This window comes from Frigoribacterium sp. AP1 (genome assembly GCF_056680555.1).
Genome location: NZ_CM155288.1, coordinates 2,457,002 through 2,482,375, shown reverse-complemented (window position 1 = coordinate 2,482,375; position 25,374 = coordinate 2,457,002). Strand labels below are relative to the sequence as shown.

Here is a 25,374-nt window from a genome sequence, read left to right as displayed (position 1 = left end):
GCGGCGGGTGAGATCAGGGACGGGCGCGGCGGGCGGCGTCGGCCTCGGCGGCCTTCGGGTCGACCACGTCGATCAGCCCGGACTGCGCCCACTCGAGCGCCCAGTCCGACTTCGCGACCTCGCTCGACTCGTCGGCGTAGGCCTCGACCAATTCGCGCGCCTCGTCGTCGGTCGCGACCGACGGGCCCGAGCCGAGCAGCGGCTCGTTGGCCGTCTCCTTCGTGAACCACACGGCGACGAGGCCGATCACGGCCGCGGCCATCAGGTAGAAGGCGGGGATGTCGTGGGCCCAGGAGAAGTCCTTCCCCTCGGCCCAGACGACCAGCGCCTCGGTGGCCAGGGGCGTGGTGCCGCCGAACAGCGAGACCGACACGTTGAACGCTATGGCCAGGGCGCCGTAGCGGATGATCGTCGGGAACAACGCGGGCAGCGTCGACGGCATGGTCGACGTGAAGGTGACGAGGACCAGGCCGAGCACCAGCAGGCCGACGAACACGAGGGGCGTGCTCTCGGACTGCACGAGCTTGAGGGCCGGCCACGACAGCACCAGGAATCCGATGCAGCCGGCGAACAGAACCGGGCGCCGCCCGAACCGGTCGCTCAGTCGCCCGCTGAACGTGATGACGATCATCATCAGGACCATCACGACGATCACGAGCAGCAGCCCCGAGGTCGCGCTGCGGCCGAGCGTGTTGGTGAGGTAGGTCGGCATGTACGACAGCAGCATGTAGTCGGTCACGTTGAAGACCAGCACGAGGCCGATGCAGACGATCAGCGCACGCCAGTTCTCGGCGAAGAGCTTCACGAACGGCACCTTGACGTGCTCGCGCCCGGCCGCTTCTTCCTGCTGCTTCTGGAACGCCGGCGTCTCCTCGAGCTTGAGGCGCAGGTAGAGCCCGATCAGTCCGAGCGGCCCGGCGATCAGGAACGGGATGCGCCAGCCCCAGGCGAGCAGCGCCTCCTCGCTCATGCCGAGCTGCAGGCCGGTGACCAGCGAGGCACCCAGCACGTAGCCGGCGAGCGTGCCGAACTCGAGCCACGAGCCCATGAAGCCGCGGCGCTTGTCGGGCGAGTACTCGGCGATGAACGTGGCCGCGCCTCCGTACTCGCCACCGGTGGAGAATCCCTGCAGGAGGCGTGCCAGCAGCAGCAGGACGGGCGCCCAGAGGCCGATGGTCGCGTACGACGGGATCAGGCCGATGGCGAGCGTCCCGGCCGCCATGAGGATCATCGTCAGGGCGAGCACCTTCTGGCGGCCGATGCGGTCACCGAGCGGGCCGAAGAACGCGCCGCCGATCGGGCGCACGATGAAGGCGGCGGTGAAGGTGCCGAAGGTGAAGAGGATGTTCAACGCGTCGTTGCCCGGCGGGAAGAACACCTGGGCGATCGTCGTCGTGATGTAGGCGTAGACGCCGAAGTCGAACCACTCCATGGCGTTGCCGAGGGCGGCGGCACTGACCGCGCGCTTGAGCAGCCCCTCTTCGACGACGGTCACGTCGTCGGTGGTGAGCTTCCGGCGGGCGGGTTTCTTGCTGTCGTTCTTCTTGGCTGACATCGGATGAGGCCTCCAGGTCGTCGGGCGGTGGCAGTCGACCCCAGCGTCGGCAAAACCCCGCGAGCCTAGCAGAACCGCCATGTCAGTACCAGTGCAGCGTGCGCAGGCGTGCAGTGACCGCAGCCCTGCAGGAGGCGCGGTGGCGGCTCCCGAGGAGCCCTCGCGAGGGTGCGTACACTGGTCGGAGTCCCACAACCAGGCACCTCCCCACCGACACGGTGCCGTCCACAGAACCGGAGAAGACCATGACGTCAGCGATGCCCGAGAAGCCCGCCCTCGAAGGACTCGAGGCCCGTTGGGGTCAGGTCTGGGAAGCCGACGGCACCTACCGCTTCGACCGCACCGACGCGACCCGCGCCTCCGTGTTCTCGGTCGACACCCCGCCGCCGACCGCCTCGGGCAGCCTCCACATCGGCCACGTGTTCAGCTACACGCACACCGACGTCAAGGCCCGCTTCGAGCGCATGCGCGGCAAGCGCGTGTTCTACCCGATGGGCTGGGACGACAACGGCCTGCCGACCGAGCGTCGCGTGCAGAACTTCTACGGCGTGCGCTGCGACCCGTCGCTGCCCTACGACGCCGACTTCACCCCGCCCTTCGAGGGTGGCGACAACAAGTCGTCGAAGGCCGCCGACCAGGTGCCGATCTCGCGTCGCAACTTCATCGAGCTGTGCGAGCGCCTCACGGTGGAGGACGAGAAGCAGTTCGAGGACGTCTGGCGGAAGCTCGGCCTCTCGGTCGACTGGACCCAGAGCTACCGCACCATCGACGACGACTCGCAGGCCATCGCGCAGAAGGCCTTCCTCCGCAACCTGGCCCGCGGCGAGGCCTACCAGGCCGACGCGCCCACGCTCTGGGACGTCACGTTCCGCACGGCCGTGGCCCAGGCCGAGCTCGAGGACAAAGAGATGCCCGGGGCTTACCACAAGCTCGCCTTCCACCGCACCGACGGCCAGGGCGACGTGCTGATCGACACCACGCGGCCCGAGCTGCTGCCGGCCTGCGTGGCCCTCGTCGCACACCCCGACGACGAGCGCTACCAGGCGTTGTTCGGCACGACCGTCCGCTCGCCGCTGTTCGACGTCGAGGTGCCCGTGGTGGCCCACCACCTCGCCCAGCCCGACAAGGGCTCCGGCATCGCCATGGTCTGCACCTTCGGCGACACCAACGACGTGGTCTGGTGGCGCGAGCTGCAGCTGCCGAACCGCGCCGTGATCGGCTTCGACGGTCGTTTCGTCAGCGAGGCCCCCGAGGCGATCACGTCCGAGGCGGGGCGCGCCTCCTATGCCCAGCTGGCCGGCAAGACGGTGTTCAGCGCCAAGCAGTCCGTGGTCGAGCAGTTGACCGCGTCGGGCGAGCTCGTGGGTGAGATCCGCAAGATCTCGCACCCCGTGAAGTTCTTCGAGAAGGGCGACAAGCCGCTCGAGATCGTCTCGACCCGCCAGTGGTACATCGTCAACGGTGCCCGCGACGAGCAGCTCAAGGGTTCGCTGCTCGAGCGCGGCGGCGAGGTGGCCTTCCACCCCGACTTCATGCGCGTCCGCTACGACAACTGGGTCAACGGCCTCAACGGCGACTGGCTGATCTCGCGCCAGCGGTTCTTCGGCGTGCCGATCCCGGTCTGGTACCCGCTCGACGGCGACGGCAACCCGGTCTTCGACCAGGTGATCGTGCCCACCGAGGCACAGCTGCCCATCGACCCGGCGTCCCAGGCGGCACCCGGCTACGACGAGTCGCAGCGGGGCGTGCCCGGCGGCTTCGTCGGCGAGGTCGACGTGATGGACACGTGGGCGACCTCGTCGCTCACCCCGCAGCTGGCCGGCGGGTGGGAGCGCGATCCCGAGCTGTTCGACCTCGTGTTCCCGTACGACGTGCGCCCCCAGGGTCAGGACATCATCCGCACCTGGCTGTTCTCGACGATGCTCCGGTCACAGCTCGAGTCGGGCACCGTGCCGTGGAAGAACGCGTCGATCTCGGGCTTCATCGTCGACCCCGACCGCAAGAAGATGTCGAAGTCGAAGGGCAACGTGGTCACCCCGGCCGCCATGCTCGACGACCACGGTTCGGACTCGGTGCGCTACTGGGCGGCGTCGAGCCGACTGGGCACCGACGCGGCGTTCGACCCGCAGAACCCCAAGCAGATCAAGATCGGCCGCCGTCTGGCGATCAAGGTGCTCAACGCGGCGAAGTTCGTCTACTCGTTCGAGCTGCCCTCGGGCGAGTTCGAGATCACGCAGCCGCTCGACCGCGACCTGCTCGCGTCGTTCGCCGCCGTGATCGAGACCGCGACCGAGGCGCTCGAGGGCTACGACCACGCCCGGGCGCTCGAGACGACCGAGAAGTTCTTCTGGACGTTCTGCGACGACTACCTCGAGCTCGTGAAGGAGCGCGCCTACGGTGCCACCACGCCGGCCGAGCAGGCCTCGGCCGTGCTCGCGCTGCGCACGGTGCTCGAGGGCCTGCTGCGTCTGCTCGCGCCCTACCTGCCGTTCGCCACCGAAGAGGTCTGGTCCTGGACGCACGACGACTCGGTGCACCGGGCCGCGTGGCCGACCGTCGACGAGCTCGGCCTCACCGAGGGCGAGACCTCGTCCGGTCTCGTGGGGCTCGTCGGGCAGGCACTGATCTTCGTCCGGCGGGCGAAGTCCGACGCCAAGGCCTCGCAGAAGACCCCGGTGGCCTCGGCCGTCATCACGGGCCCCTCGGCCCAGCTCGAGCTCGTGAAGCTCGCGGCAGGTGACCTCGCGGCGGTCGGCAAGATCGCCGAGCTGTCGTTCGCCGAGGGCGACGAGCTGGCGGTCGGTGACATCGTCTTCGCCGAGGTGCCGGCCGACGCCGGTGCCGGCGCCGCTCCGGCCCCGACGGCGGGTGCCTGATGCAGCTCGGCACGCGGTGGAGCGTGGGAGGCGCGGCTCCGGCCGAGCTGCCCGCTCCCGTCCTCGGTGCGGTCGCCCAGGTCGAGCGTGAGCTCGCCGACCAGCGAGTCGACGCGACCTCGTGGCGCTGGACGCTGACCTGGCTCGAGCACCGTCCCGTCGTCGAGCTCGACGACGGCACGGTCATCCGGGTCGACGCCGTCACCGGCGAGGCCCGCATCCACGAGCCCGTCGACGCCGAGGGCGACGACGACTAGCGCCACGTCGGCCGAGATGTCACGACGTGCCGCTCACCTCTGGGGGTGAGCGGCATGTCGTGTCTTCTCGATCACTCGCCGACCGCTGGTCGCCGGCTGCTGGTCGCGGTCAGGCGCGGGCGAGCAGCTCGCCGTGCGGCATGATCAACCAGCCGTCGGGGGCGTCGCGCCAGGTGCGCCAGGCGTCGGCGATCGCGTACAGCTCGTCGTGCGTGGCCGCACCCTTCTCGATCGCGTCGGCGTAGAACGCCGACTCCGTCGCCCGGGCCGCCCAGCTGTCACCCCACCAGGTGCGGTCCTCGTCCGAGGCGAAGCACCACACGGAGGCGCTGCTCGCCACCTCGACGAAGCCCGCCTCGAGCGCCCAGCCCTTGAGGCGCGTCCCGGCGTCGGGTTCGCCGCCGTTGCCGCGGTGCACGGCCTGGTAGACGTCCATCCACCGGTCCAGACCGGGGTTCTCGGGAGCCCAGACACAGCCGTGGTAGTCGACGTCACGGACGGCCACGACTCCCCCGGGGCGGGTCACCCGACGCATCTCGCGCAGGGCGGCCACCGGGTCGCCCACGTGTTGGAGCACCTGGTGCGCGTGGACGACGTCGAACGCGTCGTCGTCGAACGGCAGGGCGAACAGGTCGGCGGTCTCGAACTGCACGTTGTGCAGGCCGGCCTCGACCGCGAGGAACGTCGCCTGCTCGACGATGCCGGCCGCGGCGTCGATGCCGATCACCCGACCGGGCGCGACGCGTCCGGCGATGTCGACGGTGATGGTCCCCGGCCCCGACCCGACGTCGAGGACGCTGACCCCGGGCACGAGGTGCGGCTCGAGGTACGCGGCCGAGTTCTCGACCGTCCGCCACGAGTGGCTGCGCAGCACGCTCTCGTGGTGGCCGTGGGTGTACCGGGCGGGCGTCTCCGGGCGTTCGCTCATGCGGCGACCCTAGCGCGCCTCCTAGTGTGGGCTGATGACGAACCCGTTCCTCTCCCCCAGCACGCTGCCGTACTCGCTGCCGCCGTTCGCGGGCATCACCGACGACGACTACGGCCCCGCGTTCGAGGCCGGATTCGCCGAGCAGTTGGCCGAGGTGGAGGTCATCGCGACCGACCCGGCCGAGCCGACCTTCGAGAACACGGTCGCCGCCCTCGAACGCAGCGGCGCCACGCTCACCCGCGTCGAGCACGTCTTCTTCAACAAGACCTCGTCGGACTCGACCGAGGCCACCGACGCCCTCGAACTCGAGCTGGCCCCACGGCTCGCGGCACACGCCGACGCCATCCGCCTCGACCCGCGTCTCTTCGCCCGGCTCCGCAGCGTGCACGAGCGTCGGGACGCCCTCGACCTCACCGCCGAGCAGCGTTACCTCGTCGAGCGACTCGTCGCCGAGGCCACGCGCTCGGGGGCTGCCCTCGGCGACGACGACAAGGACCGCCTGCGCGACCTCAACGGCCGGCTCTCGACCCTGACGACGCGGTTCGAGAAGAACCTGCTGGCCGACACGAACGACCTCGCCGTCGTGGTCGACGACGTCGCCAAACTCGACGGACTCGACCCGGGGGCGATCGCCGCCGCCGCCGAGGCAGCCCGAGAGCGTGGACTCGAGGGGCGCTACGTCATCACCCTCGTGTTGTTCAGCGGCCACCCCTACCTGGCGAGCCTGACCGATGAGGCGCTGCGCGAGCGGATCATGCAGGCGTCGCTCTCGCGCGGACGCTGCGGCGGCGACCACGACAACCGCGAGCTCGTGCTCGAGATCGCCCGCCTGCGCGCCGAGCGGGCCGAGCTGCTCGGGTTCCGGTCGCACGCCGCCTACGTCACGGCGGGCGAGACCGCGGGCACCCCCGAGGCGGTAGCCGACCTGCTCGGGCGACTCGCGCCTCCTGCCGCCCGCAACGCGCGCGCCGAACAGGCCGAGCTCGAGCGCGTCGCCGGGCGGCCGGTCCGAGCCTCGGACTGGGCCTTGTACGCCGAACGGGTGCGCACCGAGAAGCACGACGTCGACACGGCCGCCATGCGCCCGTACTTCGAGGCCGAGCGCGTTCTGCACGACGGCGTCTTCTTCGCCGCGGGGCTGCTCTACGGCCTGCGGTTCGCCGAGCGCCCCGACCTGGTCGCGTACCACCCCGAGGCGCGGGTCTTCGAGGTGACCGACGCCGACGGCGCCGAGGTCGGCCTCTACGTGCTCGACCTGTACACGCGCGACAGCAAGCGCGGCGGCGCCTGGATGAACCCGCTCGTCTCGCAGTCCGCCCTGACCGGACTGCCGACGGTGGTGGTCAACAACCTCAACGTGCCGAAACCGCCGGCCGGCCAGCCGACCCTGCTGACGCTCGACGAGGTGACGACGTTCTTCCACGAGTTCGGGCACGCCCTGCACGGTCTCGTCGCCCGGGTGACCTACCCGAGCTTCTCGGGCACGAACGTCTTCCGCGACTTCGTCGAGTTCCCCAGCCAGGTGAACGAGATGTGGATGCTCTGGCCCGAGGTGCTCGCGAACTACGCCGTGCACCACGAGACCGGCGAACGCCTCCCCCAGCCGCTGGTCGACGCGCTCATCGCCTCGCAGGGGTTCAACCAGGGCTTCGAGACGAGCGAGTACCTCGCCGCGGCGCTGCTCGACCAGGCGTGGCACGCGTTGTCGTCGGCCGAGGCGGCGGCGGTCACCGACGTCGAGGCGTTCGAGCAGGAGGCGCTGGCGGCGGTGGGCCTCGACCTCGCGTCGGTCCCCACCCGCTACTCGAGCACGTACTTCGCCCACACTTTCTCGGGCGGATACGACGCCGGCTACTACTCGTACATCTGGAGCGAGGTGCTCGACGCCGACACGGTCGAGTGGTTCGAGCAGAACGGCGGGCTCACCCGCGAGAACGGTGACCGGTTCCGCTCCCGGCTGCTGGGCGTCGGCGGCTCGAAGGACCCGCTCGAGGCCTACCGCGACTTCCGCGGTCGGGACGCCCGGGTCGAGCCCCTGCTCGCGCGCCGCGGCCTCGCCTGACGGCGGGCTGGCCGCGAACTGCTGCTCGGGCTCGGCGCGCACCGCACTGCACCGCACCCCCGTTTCGTGCATGGCACCCGGACTAGTCGGGGTGCCATGCACGAAACACGGTGTCGTGGCGCCCGGCCCGCCGCTGCGGTCATCCAGGCCCCGCACACCAGGGCGCGCGCTCGGGACGACGAACGCCCCCACTCGTGGAGCGGGGGCGTTCGTCGTACCGTGCGGCCTGCGAGCCGGTCTCAGGCAGACTTCTCGGTGCGCTGTTCGACGAGGCGCGGCACGATCGTGGGCGCGGCGTTCTCGAGCACCGAGGCCCGTGTGATGACGACTCGTCCGACGGTGTCGTCCGACGGGACGTCGAACATGATCGGACCGAGGACCTCTTCGAGGATGGCACGGAGCCCGCGGGCGCCGGTCTGACGCAGGACGGCCAGGTCGGCGATGGCTTCCAGGGCGCCGCGGTCGAAGTCGAGCTCGACCCCGTCGATCTCGAACATGCGCTGGTACTGCCGCACGAGCGCGTTCTTCGGCTCGGTGAGGATCTGCATCAAGGCGGGCTGGTCGAGCTGCGTGACCGTGGTGACCACGGGCAGACGACCGATGAACTCGGGGATGAGGCCGAACTTGTGCAGGTCTTCGGGAAGGACCTCGCTGAAGAGGGCTGCCTCGTCTTCTTTGCTGTGCAGCGGGGCACCGAAACCGATGCCGCGCTTGCCGGCGCGGTTCGAGATGATGTCCTCGAGCCCGGCGAAGGCCCCGGCGACGATGAAGAGCACGTTGGTCGTGTCGACCTGGATGAACTCTTGGTGGGGGTGCTTGCGACCACCCTGCGGCGGCACCGAGGCGACGGTGCCCTCGAGGATCTTGAGCAGCGCCTGTTGCACGCCCTCGCCCGAGACGTCGCGCGTGATCGACGGGTTCTCGGCCTTGCGGGCGATCTTGTCGATCTCGTCGATGTAGATGATGCCGGTCTCGGCCCGCTTGACGTCGTAGTCGGCGGCCTGGATCAGCTTGAGCAGGATGTTCTCGACGTCTTCGCCGACGTAACCGGCCTCGGTGAGGGCCGTGGCGTCGGCCACGGCGAAGGGCACGTTGAGCCGTTTGGCGAGGGTCTGGGCCAGATAGGTCTTGCCGCACCCGGTCGGACCGATCAGCAGGATGTTCGACTTCGAGATCTCGACCTCGTCGGCGAGGGACTCGGCGGCCGTGAGGGTCGAGGCGGCACGGATGCGCTTGTAGTGGTTGTAGACGGCCACCGAGAGCGCACGCTTCGCCGCGTCCTGCCCGATCACGTACTCTTCGAGGAACGAGTAGATCTCGCGGGGTTTGGGCAGGTCGAACTCGCTCGCGGGTTCGTCACCGGCCTCGGCGAGGCGCTCTTCGATGATCTCGTTGCAGAGCTCGACGCACTCGTCGCAGATGTACACGCCAGGACCGGCGATCAACTGCTGGACCTGCTTCTGGCTCTTGCCGCAGAACGAGCATTTGAGCAGATCGGCACTCTCACCTATGCGTGCCATGCTCGGCCTCCCTGATTGGCTGAGGTCATCGACCGGGACCGGTCGTCGTGTGCAACGAGCCTAACCCGATCCGCCGACACTCACGGACCGACCCGGGTGGTTCGAGCACATCCGACGGGGATGGTCGGAGGAGGACGTGCCGATCGCCACGACGAAGGCCCCGGACAGGTGCCCGGGGCCTTCGTCGTCGTGCCGAGATCAGCGCGTCAGCGCCGCCGGCTGGTTCTTGCGCGAACCGAGGACCTGGTCGACGAGACCGTACTCGAGCGCCTCTTGAGCGCCCAGGATGTTGTCGCGCTCGATGTCGCGGTTCACCTGCTCGGGCGTCTTGTTCGAGTGCTTCGACAGGGTCTCTTCGAGCCAGGTGCGCATGCGCAACACCTCGGCGGCCTGGATCTCGATGTCGGAAGCCTGACCGCCGCTGCTGCCACCGGTCGCGGGCTGGTGGATCAGCACGCGGGCGTTGGGCAGTGCGAGACGCTTGCCGGGCTGGCCGGCGGCGAGCAGGACGGCCGCAGCCGACGCCGCCTGACCGAGGCAGACCGTCTGGATCTCGGGACGGATGTACTGCATCGTGTCGTAGATGGCCGTCATGGCCGTGAACGAGCCGCCGGGCGAGTTGATGTAGAGCGTGATGTCGCGGTCGGGGTCCATGCTCTCGAGCACGAGCAGCTGGGCCATGATGTCGTCGGCCGAGGCGTCGTCGACCTGGACGCCGAGGAAGACGATGCGGTCTTCGAACAGCTTGGCGTAGGGGTCCTGACGCTTGTAGCCGTAGGCCGTGCGCTCTTCGAAGCTGGGCAGGATGTACCGGGAGCTGGGGGTCTGCACTCGACCCGCGCCACCCATCATCGGGAGTTCCATGAGTTCTTCTCTTTCTCGTTCTGACGAAGGGGCGGAGGGCCTAGGCCTGGTCGGTGCCGGCGCCGCCGACGACGTCGGTGGCCGAGCCGCGGATGTGGTCGACGAAGCCGTACTCGAGGGCCTCTTCGGCGGTGAACCAGCGGTCGCGGTCGCCGTCTTCGTTGATCTGCTCGACGGTCTTGCCCGTCTGCGCGGCCGTGATCTCGGCCAGTCGGCGCTTCATCGAGAGGATGAGCTGCGCCTGCGTCTGGATGTCGGACGAGGTACCGCCGAACCCGCCGTGCGGCTGGTGCAACAGGACACGCGCGTTCGGCGTGATGTAACGCTTGCCCTTGGTGCCGGCCGTCAAGAGCAGCTGGCCCATCGACGCGGCCATGCCGATGCCGACGGTGACGATGTCGTTCGGCACGAACTCCATGGCGTCGTAGATCGCCATGCCCGCCGTGATCGACCCGCCGGGCGAGTTGATGTAGAGGTAGATGTCCTTCTCGCTGTCTTCCGCAGCGAGCAGCAGCAGTTTCGCGGCGATCTCGTTGGCGTTCTCGTCGCGGACCTCAGAGCCGAGCCAGATGATCCGGTCTTTGAGCAGTCGGTCAAAAACACTGTTGGGCAGTGTCACGTCGGCCATGGTGGAGCTCCCATTCGTTGTCGCTTGTCGTCGAATCTATCGGAGCCAACGCACGGGTTCCGGGCTGTTCGCCCACGGCAGATACCGCGCCTCCACGGCCTCGTGGGGGCGCGTCCGAGAGCCCGGGAGGCGCGGCGCCGGAAACGACGGAGGGCCGGGTGCGATCTCGCACCCGGCCCTCTCGACGTGACGGGTCAGTCGTCCCGCCCCTGCTGCTTACGCGTGGTCGTGACCCGCGTGGTCGTCGTCGCCGCCGACGCCCGCGGTCGCGGTGAAGGCGGACAGGTCGACGGAGTCGCCCTTGCCGTCGACGACCTTGGCCTTGCTGAGCACGACCGCGAGGGCCTTGCTGCGAGCGACCTCGCCGACCATGGCGGGGATCTGGCCGTTCTGGTCGAGGACCTTGATGAACTCGCCGGGCTCCATGCCGTACTGGGCCGCACCCTGGATGAGGTACTGCGTCAGTTCGTCCTGCTCGACCTTGACGGCCTCTTTCTCGGCGATGGCGTCGAGGAGGATCTGGTTGCGGAAGGCCTTCTCGCTGCTCTCTTTCACCTCGGCGCGGTGCTCGTCGTCCTCGAGGCGGTTCTCCTGCTCGAGGTGACGGTGCACCTCGTCCTCGACGAGCTTCTCGGGAACGGGGATCTCGACGGCCTCGAGCAGCTTCTCGACGACCTGGTCGCGTGCCTGGGCACCCTGACCGAAGGTCTTCGACTTGGCCAGCTGCTCTTTCAGGTCACCCTTGAGCTCGTCGATCGTGTCGAACTGGCTGGCGATCTGGGCGAAGTCGTCGTCGGCCTCGGGCAGCTCGCGCTCTTTGACGGCCGTGACGTCGACGGCGATGAGGGCGGTCTCGCCCTCGCGGTCGCCGCCGAGCAGCTTCGACTCGAAGGTGGTGCTCTCGCCGGCGGTGAGCGACTCGAGGGCCTCGTCGATGCCCTCGATCAGTTCACCCGAGCCGAGCTCGTAGGAGATGCCCTTGGCGGTGTCGACGACGTCGTCGCCGATGGTCGCCGTGAGGTCGATCTGCGCGAAGTCCCCCGTGGTGGCTGGGCGGTCGACGGTGACCAGCGTGCCGAAACGGGTACGCAGGTTCGTGAGCTCTTCGGCGATCTCGTCGTCGGTGATGTCGACCGTGTCGACCGTCAGCTCGAGGCCGTCGTACTCGGGCAGGTCGAAGTCGGGGCGCACGTCGACCTCGACGGCGATCTTCAGGTCGCCCGAGAAGTCCTTGACGTTCGGCCACTCGACGACGTCGGCCTCGGGACGACCGAGGACGCGGATCTCGGTCTCGGTCACGGCCTCGCGGTAGAACTTGTCGAGGCTCTCGCTGACAGCGTGGTTGAGGACCTCTTCACGACCGACACGCTGGTCGATGATGGGCGGCGGCACCTTGCCCTTGCGGAACCCGGGGATGTTGACCGACTCGGCGATGTGACCGTAGGCGTGCGTGACGCTGGGCTTGAGTTCGTCGGGGGTGACGACGATGTTGAGCTTGACGCGCGTGGGGCTGAGCTTCTCAACCGTGGTCTGGACCAATGTGGGGCTTCTCCTGTGTTGGTGGCGCTGAACTCACATCCGAGACAGCAGGTAGACGATCGTCGGGGCGACAGGACTCGAACCTGCGATCTTCCGCCCCCAAAACGGACGCGCTAGCCACTACGCTACGCCCCGTGTATCAGCCTGGAACCGGCCGGCACGCGTGAGCCCCGTTGAGGTCGGGTACGTGAAGGCCGCGTCGAGTCTAGCCGACACCGAGGGCCCGTGACTGAGCGACCTCGTCGGATGCCTTATGCTGGTCTCACCCGTGCGGCTCGGCCGCTCACGGGGATGTAGCTCAATGGTAGAGCCTCAGTCTTCCAAACTGATCACGCGGGTTCGATTCCCGTCATCCCCTCTCGAATCATTCGACGCCTCCGGCGTCGGCGCCTGTAGGCGCCCTCAATGAAATCTTCTCCGCGCCCTGCACGCAGGTGTCGGCGCCGGTAGGCGCCTTCGATGCAATTTTCTCCGCACCTTGCACGCAGGCGTCGGCGCCTTTCAGGGGTCTCTGGGGTGGCTCGGGGGGGAAGTCGTGCTGGCGGATGATTTTTCCTGGCGCGACGTGACCCAAGATGGCCACATGAGACGCGCGACGTTCGCACGGGTCGCGCTGGTCGGCGCGGTCGTGGCCACCCTCGCGGCCGGGTGCGCCGCTCCTCCGACCCACGCGACCAGCGCCTCCGGGTCCGGCACGATGGCTCAGGCCGCCGCCGCACCCGGCGTGGCCGTCGCACCGAGCTCGGGCGGCGTGCGGGTCGCCGTCGTCGGCGACTCGTTGACCGCCGGAGGTGGCCGCCTGCTCAGCGAGGGGCTCACCGCCGACACCTGGATGACCTACGCCCAGGGTGACGGCATCGACTACGTGGGCGGCTACGCCAAGGGCGGCTCGACGGTGCAACAGCAGGCCGCGGCGGTGCGCCCGATCGACGACGTCGACGTCCTCGTGTTGATGTCCGGCACGAACGACGTGCGCCTCGGACTGACCTTCGCCGAGTCCGCGGCGTCCTACGACGCGATCGTCGACACGATCCGGCCGAGGCACGTCGTCGTGGCCGCGATCCCGCCCTACGACCGTGCACCCCGGGCCGCGGCGCGGTACGAGGCGCAACTCGAGAGCTACGTCGCCGACGCGGGCTGGACCTTCACCGACCCCTGGGGGTTCGCGCGGGCGGGCGACGTCTTCGCCGCCGGCACGACCCTCGACGGCATCCACCCCACGACGGCCGGTTACGAAGCCCTCGGCCACGCGTTGCGCGACACCGTCCTCGACGTGGCTGGCCCGCGGGCCGTCGCCCCGCAGGCGGACTCCCCCGCCGACCCGGCCGACGCCGCTCCGGGCACGACCAGCTGACGACACCCGTCCGACGCTCCGGCAGCCGGTCGCGGGAACTCCGGCGAACCGGAGACGAGCCGACTCAGTGCTGCAGGAAGGCGAGCACGGCCAGCACCCGACGGTGGTCGGTGCCGCTGTCCTCGAGCAGGAGCTTCTGGAAGATCGAGGTGACGTTCTTCTCCACCGCACCCGTGCCGATGACCAGCTCGGCCGCGATGGCGGCGTTCGTGCGCCCCTCGGCCATCAGCGTCAACACCTCTCGCTCACGCGGCGTGAGCGCGGCGAGCGGATCGCTGCGACGGCCCAGCAGCTGCGAGACCACCTGCGGGTCGAGGACCGTCCCGCCGTCGGACACCCGGCCGAGCGCGTCACGGAACTCGTCGAACGAGGCGATGCGGTCCTTGAGCAGGTAGCCGACCCCGCCCGAGCCTGCTTCGAGCAGGTCGCGGGCGTAGGCCACCTCGACGTACTGCGACAAGAGGAGGATGCCGAGGTCGGGCCGACGGCGTCGCGCCTCGATGGCGGCCCGGACGCCCTCGTCGGTGTGGGTGGGCGGCATGCGGACGTCGAGCACGGCGATGTCGGGACGGACCTCGTCGAGGTCGGCCAGCAACGAGTCGGCGTCACCGTACGCCCCGACGACCTCGACCCCGATCTCGTCGAGCAGTCGGACGAGCCCCTCCCGCAGCAACACCGAGTCGTCGGCGACGACGACGCGGAGGGGCTGACGGGAGGGGCTCTCGAGACTCACGCGTCCAGACTACGGGCGCAGCCCACCGACTACGGTCGCGCGGGCGGCCCGGCCGGCGGGTCGAGCGGCGCGTCGGGCAGTGCCGTGTCGGGCAGTGCCGTGTCGGGCAGTGCCGTGTCGGGCAACGGCTCGGTGGCGGGCGTCGACGAGAACGGCGGCAGCGGCTCGGTCGGCAGGGGCAGCGTCGGGTTGCTCGGCACCTCGACCGCCATGGGGATGCTCACCGTGACGATGGTCGGCCCGCCCTGCGGGCTGCTGATGTCGAGGAAGCCGCCGAGGCCCACGAGGCGTTCCTGCACGCCGGCGAGACCGTGACCGTCGCGCAGGCCGGCGCCGCCGCGTCCGTCGTCCGTCACGACGAGCTCGAGCAGCGTGCCGATGCCGTCCGGAGCCTGACGCGTGCGCAGCACGAGGTCGGCGCTGGCCGCCTCGGCGTGCTTGCCCGTGTTCGTCACCAGTTCGGACGCGATGAAGTACGCGTTGCGCTCGATGTCACTCGGGATGACGATGTGCGCGGGCACCCGGTTGAGCATCGTGGTCGGCACCACCGAGCGGTCGACGAGCGACTCGAGGGCCGCGACGAGGCCGCGGTCCAACAGCAGAGGAGGCGCGAAACCGCGGGACAGGGCGCGCAGCTCCTCGAGGGCCTCGCGGGACTGCACCCGCGCCTCCTCGATGAGGGTCTTGCTCTTCTCGGGATCGGTGTCGACGGCACGGGAGGCCGCCGCGAGGTCCATCTGCAGGCGGACGAGCCGCTGTTGCGGGCCGTCGTGGATGTCGCGTTCGAGCCGTCGGAGGGCCGTGCCCTCGGCGGACAGCGCGGCCGTGCGCGAGATCTCGCGGTCGGCGAGCTCGACCTCGAGTTGCTCGCTGCGGAACCCACCGAGCATGACGGCGGCGATCGCCTGGTGCATGACCACGAACCCGTGCACGACGTAGGGGTAGACCAGCACCACGCCGGCGAAGAGGGCGAGTGCGAGGACGACGAGCACCGCGCCTCCGCCGTTGCCGATCGCGGACGCCCAGTTGAAGGTGTCGAACGGAGGCAGGGCCTGGAAGACGAGCACGACCCCCAGGACCGCGAGCACCGGGCCTGCCACGAGGCCCACGAGGACGAAGGTCGAGAAGCCCGCCACGATCGGGAAGACCACGACGCCGTAGAGCAGGTAGAGCCAGTAGTGGGGGTTGGCGAAGACCGAGACGGCCCGCACGAAGCGGTTCGTGGACCGGCCCCACTCGGTGTTGGGCGTCCAGTCGACGGGTCGGATCGGACGGTCGCTGGCCCAGCCCAGGCGGAGCACCTCGAAGGTGCCGACCCATCGGGCGATCCAGAGGGCGCCGAAGACGACGACCGCCAGGAAGACGAGGGTGAAGAGCGAGTCGCTCGACCCGCTGACCGTGTGCAGGAACAACGAGGCGGCCACCGTCACGATGACGACGAGGACGGCCGAGAGGGCGACGTAGCCGAGTTCGCGCGGCAGCTCTCGCCAGCGTCGTCGGTAGCCGCCGGGGCGGGACGGGGGCGAGAGGTAGGGGTTCGCGGCGGTGATGGTGGTCTCCTGGATCATGCCTTCGAGCCTGGTCTGGGCGGGGCGTCCACCCCATGGTGCCAGCGCCCGGAACGCCGGTGGGGTTATCCCCCCTCACGAGCCGGGTCAGGTGAGGCTGTCCTAGGTGAGCCGAGCCTCAGCTTGCTTGCGGAATCCTCCCAGACGTCTAGCGTTGCCTCCATCGTCTAGGAAAGGACCACGTCATGACCGACATCACCCGCACCGTCCCCCAGGGTTCCGTCGACCCCGACGTCGCCGCCGGCGTCGCCCAGTTCCTCAGCCAGATCGTCACCGACATGACGGCCCTGTCGGTCAACGGCAAGCAGGCCCACTGGCACGTGCGCGGCATCGCGTTCGTCGCCGTCCACGAACTCATCGACGTGGTCGTCGACCACGCCCGCGAATGGGCAGACCTCGCCGCCGAGCGCGTCGTCGCCCTCGGCCTGCCGGTCGACGGACGCATCGAGACCGTCGCCGCCAAGACGGTCATCCCCCCGACCTCCCCCGGCTTCAACCAGATCGACGTCACCATCGCCGAGCTGGTCGCCCAGATCGACGCCTCGCTCGTCGCCGTCCGCGAGGCCATCGACGAGCTCGGCGAGCTCGATGCCTCGAGCCAGGACGTCGCCATCGAGATCTCGCGCGGCCTCGAGAAGGACCGCTGGTTCCTCGCCGCGCACGTCGCCGGCTGACCCACTCCGCCAGACGGACGAAGGCCGCCGCCCCGCCCGGGGGTGGCGGCCTTCGCCGTGCGGCGCCCTTTCAGCGACGCGCGGCGGGGTCGCGGCGACGATGCGTCAGGCGCTCAGGCGCTCAGGCGCTCACGCGCTCCTCACGACGTCGGCGCTGCTCGACCGGGTCGGGCACCGGTGCCGAGGCGATCAGGCGGCGGGTGTAGTCGTCCGAGGGTGAGGTCAAGATCTCGCTGCGGTCGCCGATCTCGACGAGGCGGCCGGAGCGCAGCACGGCGATCCGGTCGCAGAGCGAGTCGACGACGGCGAGGTCGTGACTGATGAACAGGCAGGCGAAGCCCAGCCGGCTCTGCAGCGAGCGGAAGACGTCCAGCACCCGGGCCTGCACCGACACGTCGAGAGCGCTCGTGGGCTCGTCGGCGATGAGCAGCTCGGGGTCGAGCGCCACCGCCCGGGCGATCGCCACGCGCTGACGTTGACCGCCGGACAGCTCGTGCGGGTACCTCTCACGCCACGCCCCGCCCAGCCCGACGTCGGCCAGCAGGGCGTCGACCCGGTCGGTCAGTTCGGAGCCACGCAGGCGCCGCCGCACCTGCAAGGGCTCGGCGACGGTCTGGGCGATGCTGTACCTCGGGTTGAGCGACGTCGTCGGGTTCTGGAAGACGACGGCGACCCGCTCCCGCGTGACGGCGATCTCGCGCCGGCGGGCCGTGCTCAGGTCGACCCCCGTCGCCTGCACGCTCCCCGCCGATATCGGGGCCAGGCCGATCGCCGCCCGTCCGATCGTCGTCTTGCCACTGCCCGACTCGCCGACCAGGCCCACGATCTCACCGCGGGCGACCTCGAAGCTCACCCCGTCGACGGCACGGAACCGGCCCACGAGGCGGTTGCCGTACTCGACGACGAGGTCGTGCACGGCGAGCGCCGGGGTCGCCTCGCCCGTCACCCCCGCGTCGGGCGCGGCCGGGTCGGTCGGACGCGGCTCGACCGCGACCCGGTCGCCCACCCGGGGCACGGCATCGAGCAGGTCTCGCGTGTAGTCGGCCGCCGGGGCCGCGAACAGGGGTCCGACGTCGTTCGTCTCGACGACCTCGCCCGAGCGCATCACGACCACGCGGTCGGCGAGGTCGGCCACCACCCCCATGTCGTGCGTGATGAGCAGGATGCTGGTGCCCGACCCGCGCTGGAGGCGGCGGAGAACGTCGAGCACCTCGGCCTGCACCGTCACGTCGAGCGCGGTCGTGGGCTCGTCCGCGATCAGCAGGGCCGGGTCGGAGGCCAGGGCCATCGCGATCATGATCCGCTGGCACTGGCCCCCCGAGAGCTGGTGAGGGAAGGACTTGAGCCGTGCCTCGGGCTCGGGGATCTCGACGCTCGCCAGCAGCTCGACCGCGCGGGCCCGCACGGCCGCCCGACTCGCGGTGGGTTCGTGCCGCCGCACGGCTTCCTCGATCTGGAACCCGACCGTGAAGACGGGGTTGAGGGCTGCCGAGGGGTCCTGGAAGATCATGGCGATCCGCTCGCCCCGCAGATGGCGCACGGCGCTCTCGGGCCGCCCGACCAGTTCGTCGCCGTCGAACACGATCGACCCGCCGACGGTGGCGTTGGCGGGCAGCAGACCCAGGACCGACATCGCGCTGACGCTCTTCCCCGAGCCGGACTCGCCGACCACCGCGAGCACCTCCCCCCGGCGCACGTCGAACGAGGCGCCCTGGACGGCGACCTGGTCGACCCCGTCGACGTCGAAGCGGATGGTGAGGTCGCGGACGCTCAGCAGCGGGTCGGTCATCGGGGCTCCTGGCTCGGGTCGGGTTGCGTGGGCTCGGCCTCCGGGGCCGTCTCGTCGCGATCGGCTTTGAAGGCCTCCCAATCGGCGAGCATCTTGCGGTGGTACTGCGAGACCCAGGCCATGTAGTCGCGGCCGTTGACCAACCGGCGCCGCACCTCCTCGTCCTGTCCGTTCGCGGGGTCGAGCACCGAGAGTCCCTGCTCGATCGTGATGCGCTGCCGGTCGAGGTAGCGGCGCTCGCCCGCGAGCCAGCTGCCCCAGATGTCGTCCTCGGCCCGGAAGTAGTGGCTGCGGTCACCGGGCACGACGTGCCTCTTGATGAACCCCGAGTCGACCAGGCGTCGCGTCGACATCGAGACGGAGCCGGCGCTGGCGCTGAGGGCCGAGCCCAGGTCGGCCGACGAGACGTAGGGCTCGCGCATCATCATCAGGTAGCCGAGGATGCGCCCGTCCATCAGGGCCGAGCCGGCCATCTCCCACATGACGGCGAACTGCTCGACGAACTCGCGGCGGGCGGCGTCGCCGACGGGGGTGACGGTCGTGGCGGTCGTGGCGTCGTCGCTCGGCATGCGTTCTCTCGATCCGTGGGGTCCCGTCTCGGCAGGGCGGGCGCTTCGCCGCCAGCCTAGATCGACGGTCGCGGACGTCGTCATCCGTCGAGCTCCGTCACCGGGCGCATGCTCATGCCTCCGGAGCCGCGGAGCAGCGTGACCCGGCCGTCGTCGTCGAACTCGTAGCGCATGGTCTCACCCACCGACCCGAAGCCGTTGCCCTGCGCGATGAGCACCTCGCGGGGCCCGGTCACCCGCAGGCGGTCGAGCCCCTCGACGGGATCGGGGGCACCGGGGTGCAGCGCGACCAGGTTCTCGCCCAGCAGGGCGACGTCGACGATGCCGAACTCGCCCGCGAACCGGCCGGTGAACCGGGCCGGGTCGACACCGGACGAGGAGGCGCGGGTCGCCAACCCGGCGGGGGCCGCCTCCCGCGCCAGGTCGAGCAGGCGCAGCACGCCCGACGAGAGGGAGGTGGCGGGTCCGTCGACGGCGTTGGTGAGGACCGAGACAGCCAGCCCGATCGAGGGATCGAAGAGCGTGCGGGTGATGTGTCCGGGGTACCCGCCGGAGTGCCCGACCACGCGGTGCCCGCCGACGCGGTCGATCACGAACCCGAGGCCGTAGTGCGCCGAGGCCGGCTGCGACGCGTCGGACTGCCAGGCCTCCCGTTGGGCGAGCCGTTTGCTGTGCTCGCTCAGCAGGCGCTCGTCGCCGTCGAAGTGCGCCGAAGCGTAGCGGACCAGGTCGGAGGCCGTGCCGTAGAAACCCGTCGCGGCCGCCATGGCCCGGGTGTCGACGTGGTCGAGCCTCACCCGGGTCTGCGACACGTGGCGGCCGCTGTGGCCCGCCGCGTACTCGGGGGCGCGTGCGTCGTCCCACTCGGGCCCCGTGTGGGTGAGGCCGAGGCGGTCGACGATCGACTCGGTCACGAACTCGCCGTACGACCGGCCGGATGCCGCGGCCACGACCAGGCCGAGCAGCGAGTACCCGAGGTTGCTGTAGTTGAAGGCGGACCCCGCGGGCGCCTTGTCGCCGTGGTCGACCAGCATGTCGAGCAGCTCGTCCTCGTCGGGGAACGGACGGCCGTGCTGCCAGTAGTCGCCGTCGAGGCCGTCCCGGATGACCCCGGCGCCGTGCTCGAGCAATTCGCGGACGGTGGCGTCGGCCAGCGGCGACCCCGCCTCGGCCAGCCGCGGCACGAACGTCCCCACGGGGTCGTCGAGTCGGAGGGCTCCCCGCTCGACGAGCTGCAGGACGGCCGTGGCGGTGAAGGTCTTCGAGTGCGAGGCGATGCGGAACAGGTGCTCCGTGGTCAGCGGGACCCGCGCCTCCTCGTCCGCCAGGCCGTGGGCGGACGACAGCTGCAGGCCTCCGTCGAACCAGACCGCGGTCTGCACCCCGGGGACCCGCTCGCGCCAGCGGCGGTAGGCCAGCCACCCGTCGACGTAGGGCAGGGCGGACCGCAGGTCGGCGACCTGCTGCACGGTGAGGGCGGGGGTGGCGGTCGAGGGGGTCACGGGTCCTCCGGTGGGGGGCGTCATTGCTGGCGGCGGGGGTCGAGGGCGGCACGCAGGGTGTCACCGAGGCTGATGATGCTGAGCACGGTCACGGCCAGGAACAGCGCCGGGAAGACGAGCAGGTGCGGCGCGTTCTGGAACTGGCTCGACGCGCTCGAGAGCTGCAGCCCCCACGAGATGGCGGGCGCCTCGAGACCGATGCCCAGATAGGTCAGCGAGCTCTCGGCGACGATCACGCCGCCGACCGTGATGGTCGCGACGACGAAGACCGGCGAGAGCGAGCTCGGCAGCACGTAGCGCGTCACGATGCGCCAGGTCGAGAGACCCATGGTGCGCGCGGCGAGGACGAAGTCCGCCTGCCGCACCGAGCACACGGAGCCCCGGACGAGGCGCGCCATCGTCGGCCAGCCGAACAGCGCCAGCACCAGCGAGACCGTCAGCACGGACCGCTCGCCGGCGCTGTTGAGCACCACGACGGCGCCCAGCAGCAGGGGGAAGCCGAGGAAGACGTCGGTCAGGCGCGACAGGGCCGCGTCGACGATGCCGCCGTACAGGCCGGCGATCGTGCCCACGACGATCGCCACGACCATCGAGAGCACCGTGGTCAGCAGACCGACGGACAAGGAGGCGCGGGTGCCGTGGATCACGTTGGCGTAGACGTCGCAGCCCTGCAGGTCGAACCCGAAGGGGTGCCCGCCCGTCGGGTCGGCGCCGCTGAGGTTGAGGTCGCAGGCGCGCGGGTCGCCGTGGCCGAACAGGCCGGCGAAGGGACCGGGGAAGATCGCGATCAGGGCCAGCAGGGCGATCACGGCGGCCGGCACTAAGAACCCCGGACGCCGGACGGCACGCCTCAAGGGGTGACGACGACCGTCGGCGAGGGACGGGGCGACGGGGGTGGTGAAGCTCTCGGTCATCGGCGCACTCTCGGGTCGAGCAGGGCATGGATCGCGTCGACCAGGAGGCTGGTGACGAGGAAGACGAGGATCAGCGCGGTCGAGATGCCGACCACCGTGGCGCCCTCGTGGCTTCGGATGGCCCCGAAGAGCAGGTTGCCGACGCCCGGCAGGTTGAAGATGCCCTCGATGATGACCGTGCCGCCGAGCAGGTAGCCGAGGTCGGTCGCGAGGAAGGTCGCGGTCGGGATCAACGAGTTGCGCATCACGTGCACCCCGATGACCCGACGCGGCGTGAGCCCCTTGGCCCGAGCCGTCCGGACGTAGTCCGAGCTCAGGTTCTCGAGCACGGAGGCGCGGGTCAGGCGTGACACCGAGGCCAGGCCGAACAGCGCGATGACGATCGCGGGCAACACGTAGGCCGTCGGCCACCCGGTCGTCACGCCGGCGACGGGGAACCAGTCGAGCCGGACCGCGAAGACGAGCTGCAGCGTCACGCCCACCACGAAGACCGGGATCGCGCTGGCGACGATGGTGCCGCCGAGGATGGTCCGGTCCACCAGCGTGCCGCGCTTCAGCGCGGACACCACCCCGAGGCCGATGCCGACGACGATCTCGAGCAGCCAGGCCGACAGGGCGAGCGTGACGGTGACCGGCCACCGGCTGGCCATCTGGTCGGCGACCGACTGCCCGGTGAAGGTCGTGCCGAAGTCGCCCCGGAAGAGCCCGCCGATGTAGCGGGTGTACTGCTGCCAGAGCGGCTCGTCGAGGTGGTACTCGGCGCGCAGGGCGCGGACGACCGCGTCGCTGAGCGGACGGTCCCCGCCGAGCGCCCTGATCGGGTCGCCGGGCAGGGCGAAGACCATGACGTAGATCACGAAGGTCACGCCGACGAAGACGACGGCGAGGCCGCCGACGCGCTCGACCACGGCGAGGACGGTCTTCATCGCGGGGCCGACCCGGTTTCGTCCCCCGCGGCGCCCCCGGCCGCGAGGTGGGCCGCGGCCGCCAGCACGGCGCCGTACTGGACACCTACCAGGCTCGAGATCGGGATGACCTCGGCCCGGTCGACGGCCGCGGCCTCGGCCTGCCAGGCGGCGTAGAGCACCGCGGTCTCGTCGACCAGGCGACGCAGGGCCGCCGTCGCCGTGCCGGCGACCGCCTCGGCCTCGACCGCACGCAGGAGCATGCCGCCGTAGCGCAGCCGGAAGCAGTGCACGAGGTCCTCGCAGGAGAAGCGCTCGGCGACGGTGGCGGGACGGGCGGACTCCGGGCTCGCGGCCCGTGCACGGTCGACGGCCCCCATGCGGACGAGCATCGGGACGAAGGCGCGTGAGGCCCGCAGGAAGGGCGACTCGAACGTGAGGAGGGGCTCCGCCCGCGAGAGGAGGTCGACGAGCGCCTCCCCCGTGGCGGACATCTCACCGCCCGTCCGCCGCAGGAGGTCGGCGTACGACTCGTCGGTCGGAGACCCGTCGTCGGCGTCGGGGTGCTTCCAGTACGGCAGCTCGGCCACGACCCCGAGGGTGCCGTGTCGGCTCGCGTACTCGCTCGACGACGAGCCGGCGATCTCGGGGGTGGGGTCCACCCCGAGCGACTCGAGGTAGTCGTAGGCGTCGGCGATCGTGCCGGTGCCGAACACCGCCGGCGCGTACCGCTCGAGGAACGGCGACTCGGGCTCGCCCGTGTCGAGCGGCAGCCCGAGCGACGCGGGCACCGCGTGCAGCACCTCGGTCAACTCGGGCACGGGGCGGCTCAGGTAGTAGTAGACGCCGCCCATCTCGCCGTTGTGGAGGCTCACGTAGAGATCGGGCCGCAGCTCGTCGATCAGGCGCATCAACCCGAGCGTCTCGGGCATCACGCGGTCGAAGTAGGCGTCCTTGTACGAGGTCGGGAAGGTCCACTCGACCTGCTCGTCGGGTGCCGGCCGGTAGAAACGCCGTGCGTAGTGGCCCCGGTCGCCCGGGTCGGCGAACCAGCCCTCGTTGAGGCGGCCGCCGTCGGGGTCGATGCTGGGCACGATGTGCCAGGTGGCGTCGAGCGCCGTCCGCAGCTCGTCGTCGGCGCAGAGCGTCTCGGCGAGGTGGATCGCCGTCCACGACCCGATGGGCTCGTTGGGGTGGACACCGCCGACGATGAGGTGGTCGCGCGAGCCCGAGCCGACGGAGTACATCAGGATCGGCTCGCCCAGGCGGCTCGTCGCCACCCGCCGGCTCGAGACGAGACCGGGGTTCTCGCGCCCGAGGCGGGCGAAGTGCCGCCCCAGGTCGTCGAGGGTGGGGAAGCCGTCGAGCGGGGGTACCGCCCCGGCCCGACGGACGATGTCGTCCGTCGAGCCGAGGACGGCGGAGGAGGAGGCGCGGGTGACGCGGTCGTGGATCGTCACTTCAGGGTGATCCCCTGCACGATCGGGCTGCCCGCGGCCTGCGGCAGCGTCGCGATCTTCTCGCTGGTCACGTACGAGTACTTGTCGGAGAAGGTGGGCGCGACCGGGAAGTCCTCGAGCACCCGCTCCTGCACGGCCCGGTACGCGTCGGTCGCGGCCTCGGGCGTCGCGGCCTGGTCGGCCGCGTCGAGCAGGGCGTCGACGTCGGGCGAGCTGTACCAGGTGCAGTCGTGGCAGCCGCCGGCCTCGGTGAACAGCGACCGCAGCGTGTTCTGCTGGCTGACGTAGAGGGCGCCCCAGTGGCCGAAGTGCGGGCCGGCCGTGGTGCGGTCGACGAGCCCCTGGTAGTACTCGGCCCAGTCGGTGCTCGGCTTGGCCACGACGTCGTCGATGCCGAGGTTCTGGCGGATCTGGTTCGCGTATGCCTCGAAGAGCGAGTCGACGCCGCTGCCGCCGGGGTAGACGATCTCCATGGTGCCGTCGAAGCCCCCGGCCTCGGCCAACAGGGCCTTCGCCGCATCGGGGTCGAACTCGCAGTACTCGCCGCAGAGGCCGTCCGGCGTGCCCGTCATGGCGGACGGGGTGAAGGCCGTGGCCGGCTCGTAGAGGCCGCCGTAGATGGCGGTGTTCACGGCGTCGCGGTCGATCGACATCGAGATGGCCTGTCGCACGCGGACGTCCGAGTAGCGCTCGTCGGTCAGCGGGAAGCCGAGGTAGTCGATGCCCGGGGCGTCGAACGAGTACAGCCGGTCGCCGAAGTCGGCCTCGGCCGAGGTCATCTTGGATGCAGGGAGGAACAGCACGTCGGCGTTGCCCGCGAGCACGTCGGTGTACGCGGTGTTCTGGTCGCTGTAGCTGCGGTAGGTGATGCTGTCGACCTGGGCGGCGTCGTCGCCCTGGTAGTCGGCGTACTTCTCGACCGTGAACTCGGCGTCGTCCACCCAGGGCTCGGTCATCTCGAACGGGCCGTTGCCGACGGGCTCGCGGTCGTACGCGTCCATGTCGTCGTACGCCGACTCGGGCATCGGGTAGAAGCCGGTCTGGGCCTGGCTGATCTGCAGGGGGAACTGGCTGTCGGCGTGCGTCAGCTCGACCGTGAAGGTCGTGTCGTCGACGACGGTGAGGCCGCTCATGGTGCTCGCGGTGGGCTCGCCCTCGGCGGGGTTGAGGTCGGTGTAGCCGACGATGCCGGCGAGCTGGCCGCTGTTCTCGAAGGCGTTGGCGGCGTCGGCCGTGTAGTTCCACGCGTCGACGTAGCTCGTGGCGGTGACGGGGCTGCCGTCCTGGAAGGTCCAGCCGTCGCGCAGGGTGATGGTCCAGGTCACGTTGTCGTCGGACTCGACCGATTCGGCCTGGACGTAGGTGATCGCGTTGTCCGCGTCGACCGAGACGAGCGGGGCGAACAGGCTCATGACCTGGGTGAAGGCGACGGTCTGACGCCCGGGGGTCAGGTGGTCCGGCTCTCCCGTCGCGTAGACGAAGGTGCCGCCCGCGTCGGCGGACGAGCTGTCGCCTCCGGCGGCACAGCCCCCGAGGGTGAGGGCCACGACGGTGGCGGCGGCGGTGACGAGGGTCGTACGGGTGACTCTCATGTGTCCTCCAGCGCCCGGGGCGGGGCGGGTCGGGTGGTGCACTCCGATGCCGTGACGAGACGGTGTGACGCCACGCTAGGGAGGG

20 protein-coding genes and 2 tRNA genes are annotated in these 25,374 nt (G+C 70.4%); 6 read left to right on the top strand and 16 right to left on the bottom strand.

Annotation, left to right across the window (positions count from 1 at the left end; translation table 11 throughout):
- Positions 1 to 13: 13 nt before the first annotated feature.
- The gene (gene proP, locus AC1MBW_RS11870) at positions 14 to 1,555 is read right to left on the bottom strand and encodes a glycine betaine/L-proline transporter ProP (protein ID WP_480024601.1); all 1,542 of its coding nucleotides are present in this window, start codon (positions 1,553 to 1,555) and stop codon (positions 14 to 16) included.
- A 245-nt stretch (positions 1,556 to 1,800) separates the two neighbouring features.
- On the opposite strand from proP, the gene valS reads away from it, so the two are divergent.
- Together valS and AC1MBW_RS11860 are read left to right on the top strand one after the other, a co-directional pair.
- A complete protein-coding gene (valS, locus tag AC1MBW_RS11865; protein WP_480024600.1) occupies positions 1,801 to 4,431 on the top strand; it encodes a valine--tRNA ligase in 2,631 nt (876 codons plus the stop codon).
- The gene (locus AC1MBW_RS11860; RefSeq protein ID WP_480024599.1) at positions 4,431 to 4,688 is read left to right on the top strand and encodes a hypothetical protein; all 258 of its coding nucleotides are present in this window, start codon (positions 4,431 to 4,433) and stop codon (positions 4,686 to 4,688) included. The genes valS and AC1MBW_RS11860 overlap by 1 nt, the downstream gene beginning before the upstream one ends.
- A gap of 109 nt (positions 4,689 to 4,797) precedes the next feature.
- On the opposite strand, the gene AC1MBW_RS11855 is transcribed toward AC1MBW_RS11860, so the two are convergent.
- Positions 4,798 to 5,616: a methyltransferase domain-containing protein gene (locus tag AC1MBW_RS11855; protein ID WP_480024598.1), complete on the bottom strand. Its 819-nt coding sequence runs from the start codon at positions 5,614 to 5,616 to the stop codon at positions 4,798 to 4,800.
- A 34-nt stretch (positions 5,617 to 5,650) separates the two neighbouring features.
- Between AC1MBW_RS11855 and AC1MBW_RS11850 the strand changes: the two genes are divergently transcribed.
- The gene (locus AC1MBW_RS11850) at positions 5,651 to 7,678 is read left to right on the top strand and encodes a M3 family metallopeptidase (protein WP_480024597.1); all 2,028 of its coding nucleotides are present in this window, start codon (positions 5,651 to 5,653) and stop codon (positions 7,676 to 7,678) included.
- Positions 7,679 to 7,917: 239 nt separating this feature from the next.
- On the opposite strand, the gene clpX is transcribed toward AC1MBW_RS11850, so the two are convergent.
- The 5 genes from clpX to AC1MBW_RS11825 form a co-directional block, all read right to left on the bottom strand.
- Complete coding sequence (gene clpX / locus AC1MBW_RS11845; RefSeq protein ID WP_480024596.1) at positions 7,918 to 9,198, bottom strand: ATP-dependent Clp protease ATP-binding subunit ClpX; 1,281 nt, start codon at positions 9,196 to 9,198, stop codon at positions 7,918 to 7,920.
- A 198-nt stretch (positions 9,199 to 9,396) separates the two neighbouring features.
- Positions 9,397 to 10,062, bottom strand: coding sequence for an ATP-dependent Clp protease proteolytic subunit (locus AC1MBW_RS11840; RefSeq protein WP_043597037.1), 666 nt, complete (start codon positions 10,060 to 10,062; stop codon positions 9,397 to 9,399).
- A gap of 40 nt (positions 10,063 to 10,102) precedes the next feature.
- Positions 10,103 to 10,690: an ATP-dependent Clp protease proteolytic subunit gene (locus AC1MBW_RS11835; RefSeq protein ID WP_043597035.1), complete on the bottom strand. Its 588-nt coding sequence runs from the start codon at positions 10,688 to 10,690 to the stop codon at positions 10,103 to 10,105.
- A gap of 216 nt (positions 10,691 to 10,906) precedes the next feature.
- Positions 10,907 to 12,229, bottom strand: coding sequence for a trigger factor (tig, locus tag AC1MBW_RS11830; RefSeq protein WP_043597032.1), 1,323 nt, complete (start codon positions 12,227 to 12,229; stop codon positions 10,907 to 10,909).
- A 62-nt stretch (positions 12,230 to 12,291) separates the two neighbouring features.
- A tRNA-Pro gene (locus tag AC1MBW_RS11825) sits at positions 12,292 to 12,364 on the bottom strand.
- Positions 12,365 to 12,516: 152 nt separating this feature from the next.
- Between AC1MBW_RS11825 and AC1MBW_RS11820 the strand changes: the two genes are divergently transcribed.
- Both AC1MBW_RS11820 and AC1MBW_RS11815 read left to right on the top strand, forming a co-directional pair.
- Positions 12,517 to 12,587 (top strand) — tRNA-Gly (locus AC1MBW_RS11820).
- Positions 12,588 to 12,812: 225 nt separating this feature from the next.
- Positions 12,813 to 13,583: an SGNH/GDSL hydrolase family protein gene (locus AC1MBW_RS11815; RefSeq protein ID WP_480024595.1), complete on the top strand. Its 771-nt coding sequence runs from the start codon at positions 12,813 to 12,815 to the stop codon at positions 13,581 to 13,583.
- A gap of 64 nt (positions 13,584 to 13,647) precedes the next feature.
- Here the strand turns inward: AC1MBW_RS11815 and AC1MBW_RS11810 are convergent, their stop codons facing one another.
- Together AC1MBW_RS11810 and AC1MBW_RS11805 are read right to left on the bottom strand one after the other, a co-directional pair.
- The gene (locus tag AC1MBW_RS11810; protein ID WP_054145450.1) at positions 13,648 to 14,316 is read right to left on the bottom strand and encodes a response regulator transcription factor; all 669 of its coding nucleotides are present in this window, start codon (positions 14,314 to 14,316) and stop codon (positions 13,648 to 13,650) included.
- 29 nt (positions 14,317 to 14,345) lie between these two features.
- Positions 14,346 to 15,884 carry a sensor histidine kinase gene (locus AC1MBW_RS11805; RefSeq protein WP_480024594.1) on the bottom strand — a complete coding sequence of 513 codons (1,539 nt, stop codon included), beginning with the start codon at positions 15,882 to 15,884 and terminating at the stop codon, positions 14,346 to 14,348.
- A 185-nt stretch (positions 15,885 to 16,069) separates the two neighbouring features.
- On the opposite strand from AC1MBW_RS11805, the gene AC1MBW_RS11800 reads away from it, so the two are divergent.
- Complete coding sequence (locus tag AC1MBW_RS11800) at positions 16,070 to 16,558, top strand: Dps family protein (protein ID WP_043597026.1); 489 nt, start codon at positions 16,070 to 16,072, stop codon at positions 16,556 to 16,558.
- Between the two features lie 121 nt (positions 16,559 to 16,679).
- Here AC1MBW_RS11800 and AC1MBW_RS11795 read toward each other — a convergent pair whose 3' ends face one another.
- The 7 genes from AC1MBW_RS11795 to AC1MBW_RS11765 form a co-directional block, all read right to left on the bottom strand.
- Positions 16,680 to 18,347, bottom strand: coding sequence for a dipeptide ABC transporter ATP-binding protein (locus AC1MBW_RS11795; RefSeq protein WP_480024593.1), 1,668 nt, complete (start codon positions 18,345 to 18,347; stop codon positions 16,680 to 16,682).
- Positions 18,344 to 18,916, bottom strand: a complete 573-nt coding sequence (locus AC1MBW_RS11790) for a GbsR/MarR family transcriptional regulator (RefSeq protein ID WP_480024592.1) — start codon at positions 18,914 to 18,916, stop codon at positions 18,344 to 18,346. The genes AC1MBW_RS11795 and AC1MBW_RS11790 overlap by 4 nt, the downstream gene beginning before the upstream one ends.
- An 80-nt stretch (positions 18,917 to 18,996) precedes the next feature.
- Positions 18,997 to 20,418 carry a serine hydrolase domain-containing protein gene (locus AC1MBW_RS11785; protein WP_480024591.1) on the bottom strand — a complete coding sequence of 474 codons (1,422 nt, stop codon included), beginning with the start codon at positions 20,416 to 20,418 and terminating at the stop codon, positions 18,997 to 18,999.
- 20 nt (positions 20,419 to 20,438) lie between these two features.
- The gene (locus AC1MBW_RS11780; protein ID WP_480024590.1) at positions 20,439 to 21,332 is read right to left on the bottom strand and encodes an ABC transporter permease; all 894 of its coding nucleotides are present in this window, start codon (positions 21,330 to 21,332) and stop codon (positions 20,439 to 20,441) included.
- Entirely contained in the window at positions 21,329 to 22,258 is a 930-nt protein-coding gene (locus AC1MBW_RS11775) for an ABC transporter permease (RefSeq protein WP_055973755.1), read from the bottom strand. The genes AC1MBW_RS11780 and AC1MBW_RS11775 overlap by 4 nt, the downstream gene beginning before the upstream one ends.
- A complete protein-coding gene (locus AC1MBW_RS11770) occupies positions 22,255 to 23,697 on the bottom strand; it encodes a M14 family zinc carboxypeptidase (RefSeq protein WP_480024589.1) in 1,443 nt (480 codons plus the stop codon). The genes AC1MBW_RS11775 and AC1MBW_RS11770 overlap by 4 nt, the downstream gene beginning before the upstream one ends.
- Positions 23,694 to 25,289: a peptide ABC transporter substrate-binding protein gene (locus tag AC1MBW_RS11765; RefSeq protein ID WP_480024588.1), complete on the bottom strand. Its 1,596-nt coding sequence runs from the start codon at positions 25,287 to 25,289 to the stop codon at positions 23,694 to 23,696. Before AC1MBW_RS11765 ends, AC1MBW_RS11770 begins: the two co-directional genes overlap by 4 nt.
- Positions 25,290 to 25,374: the final 85 nt, after the last annotated feature.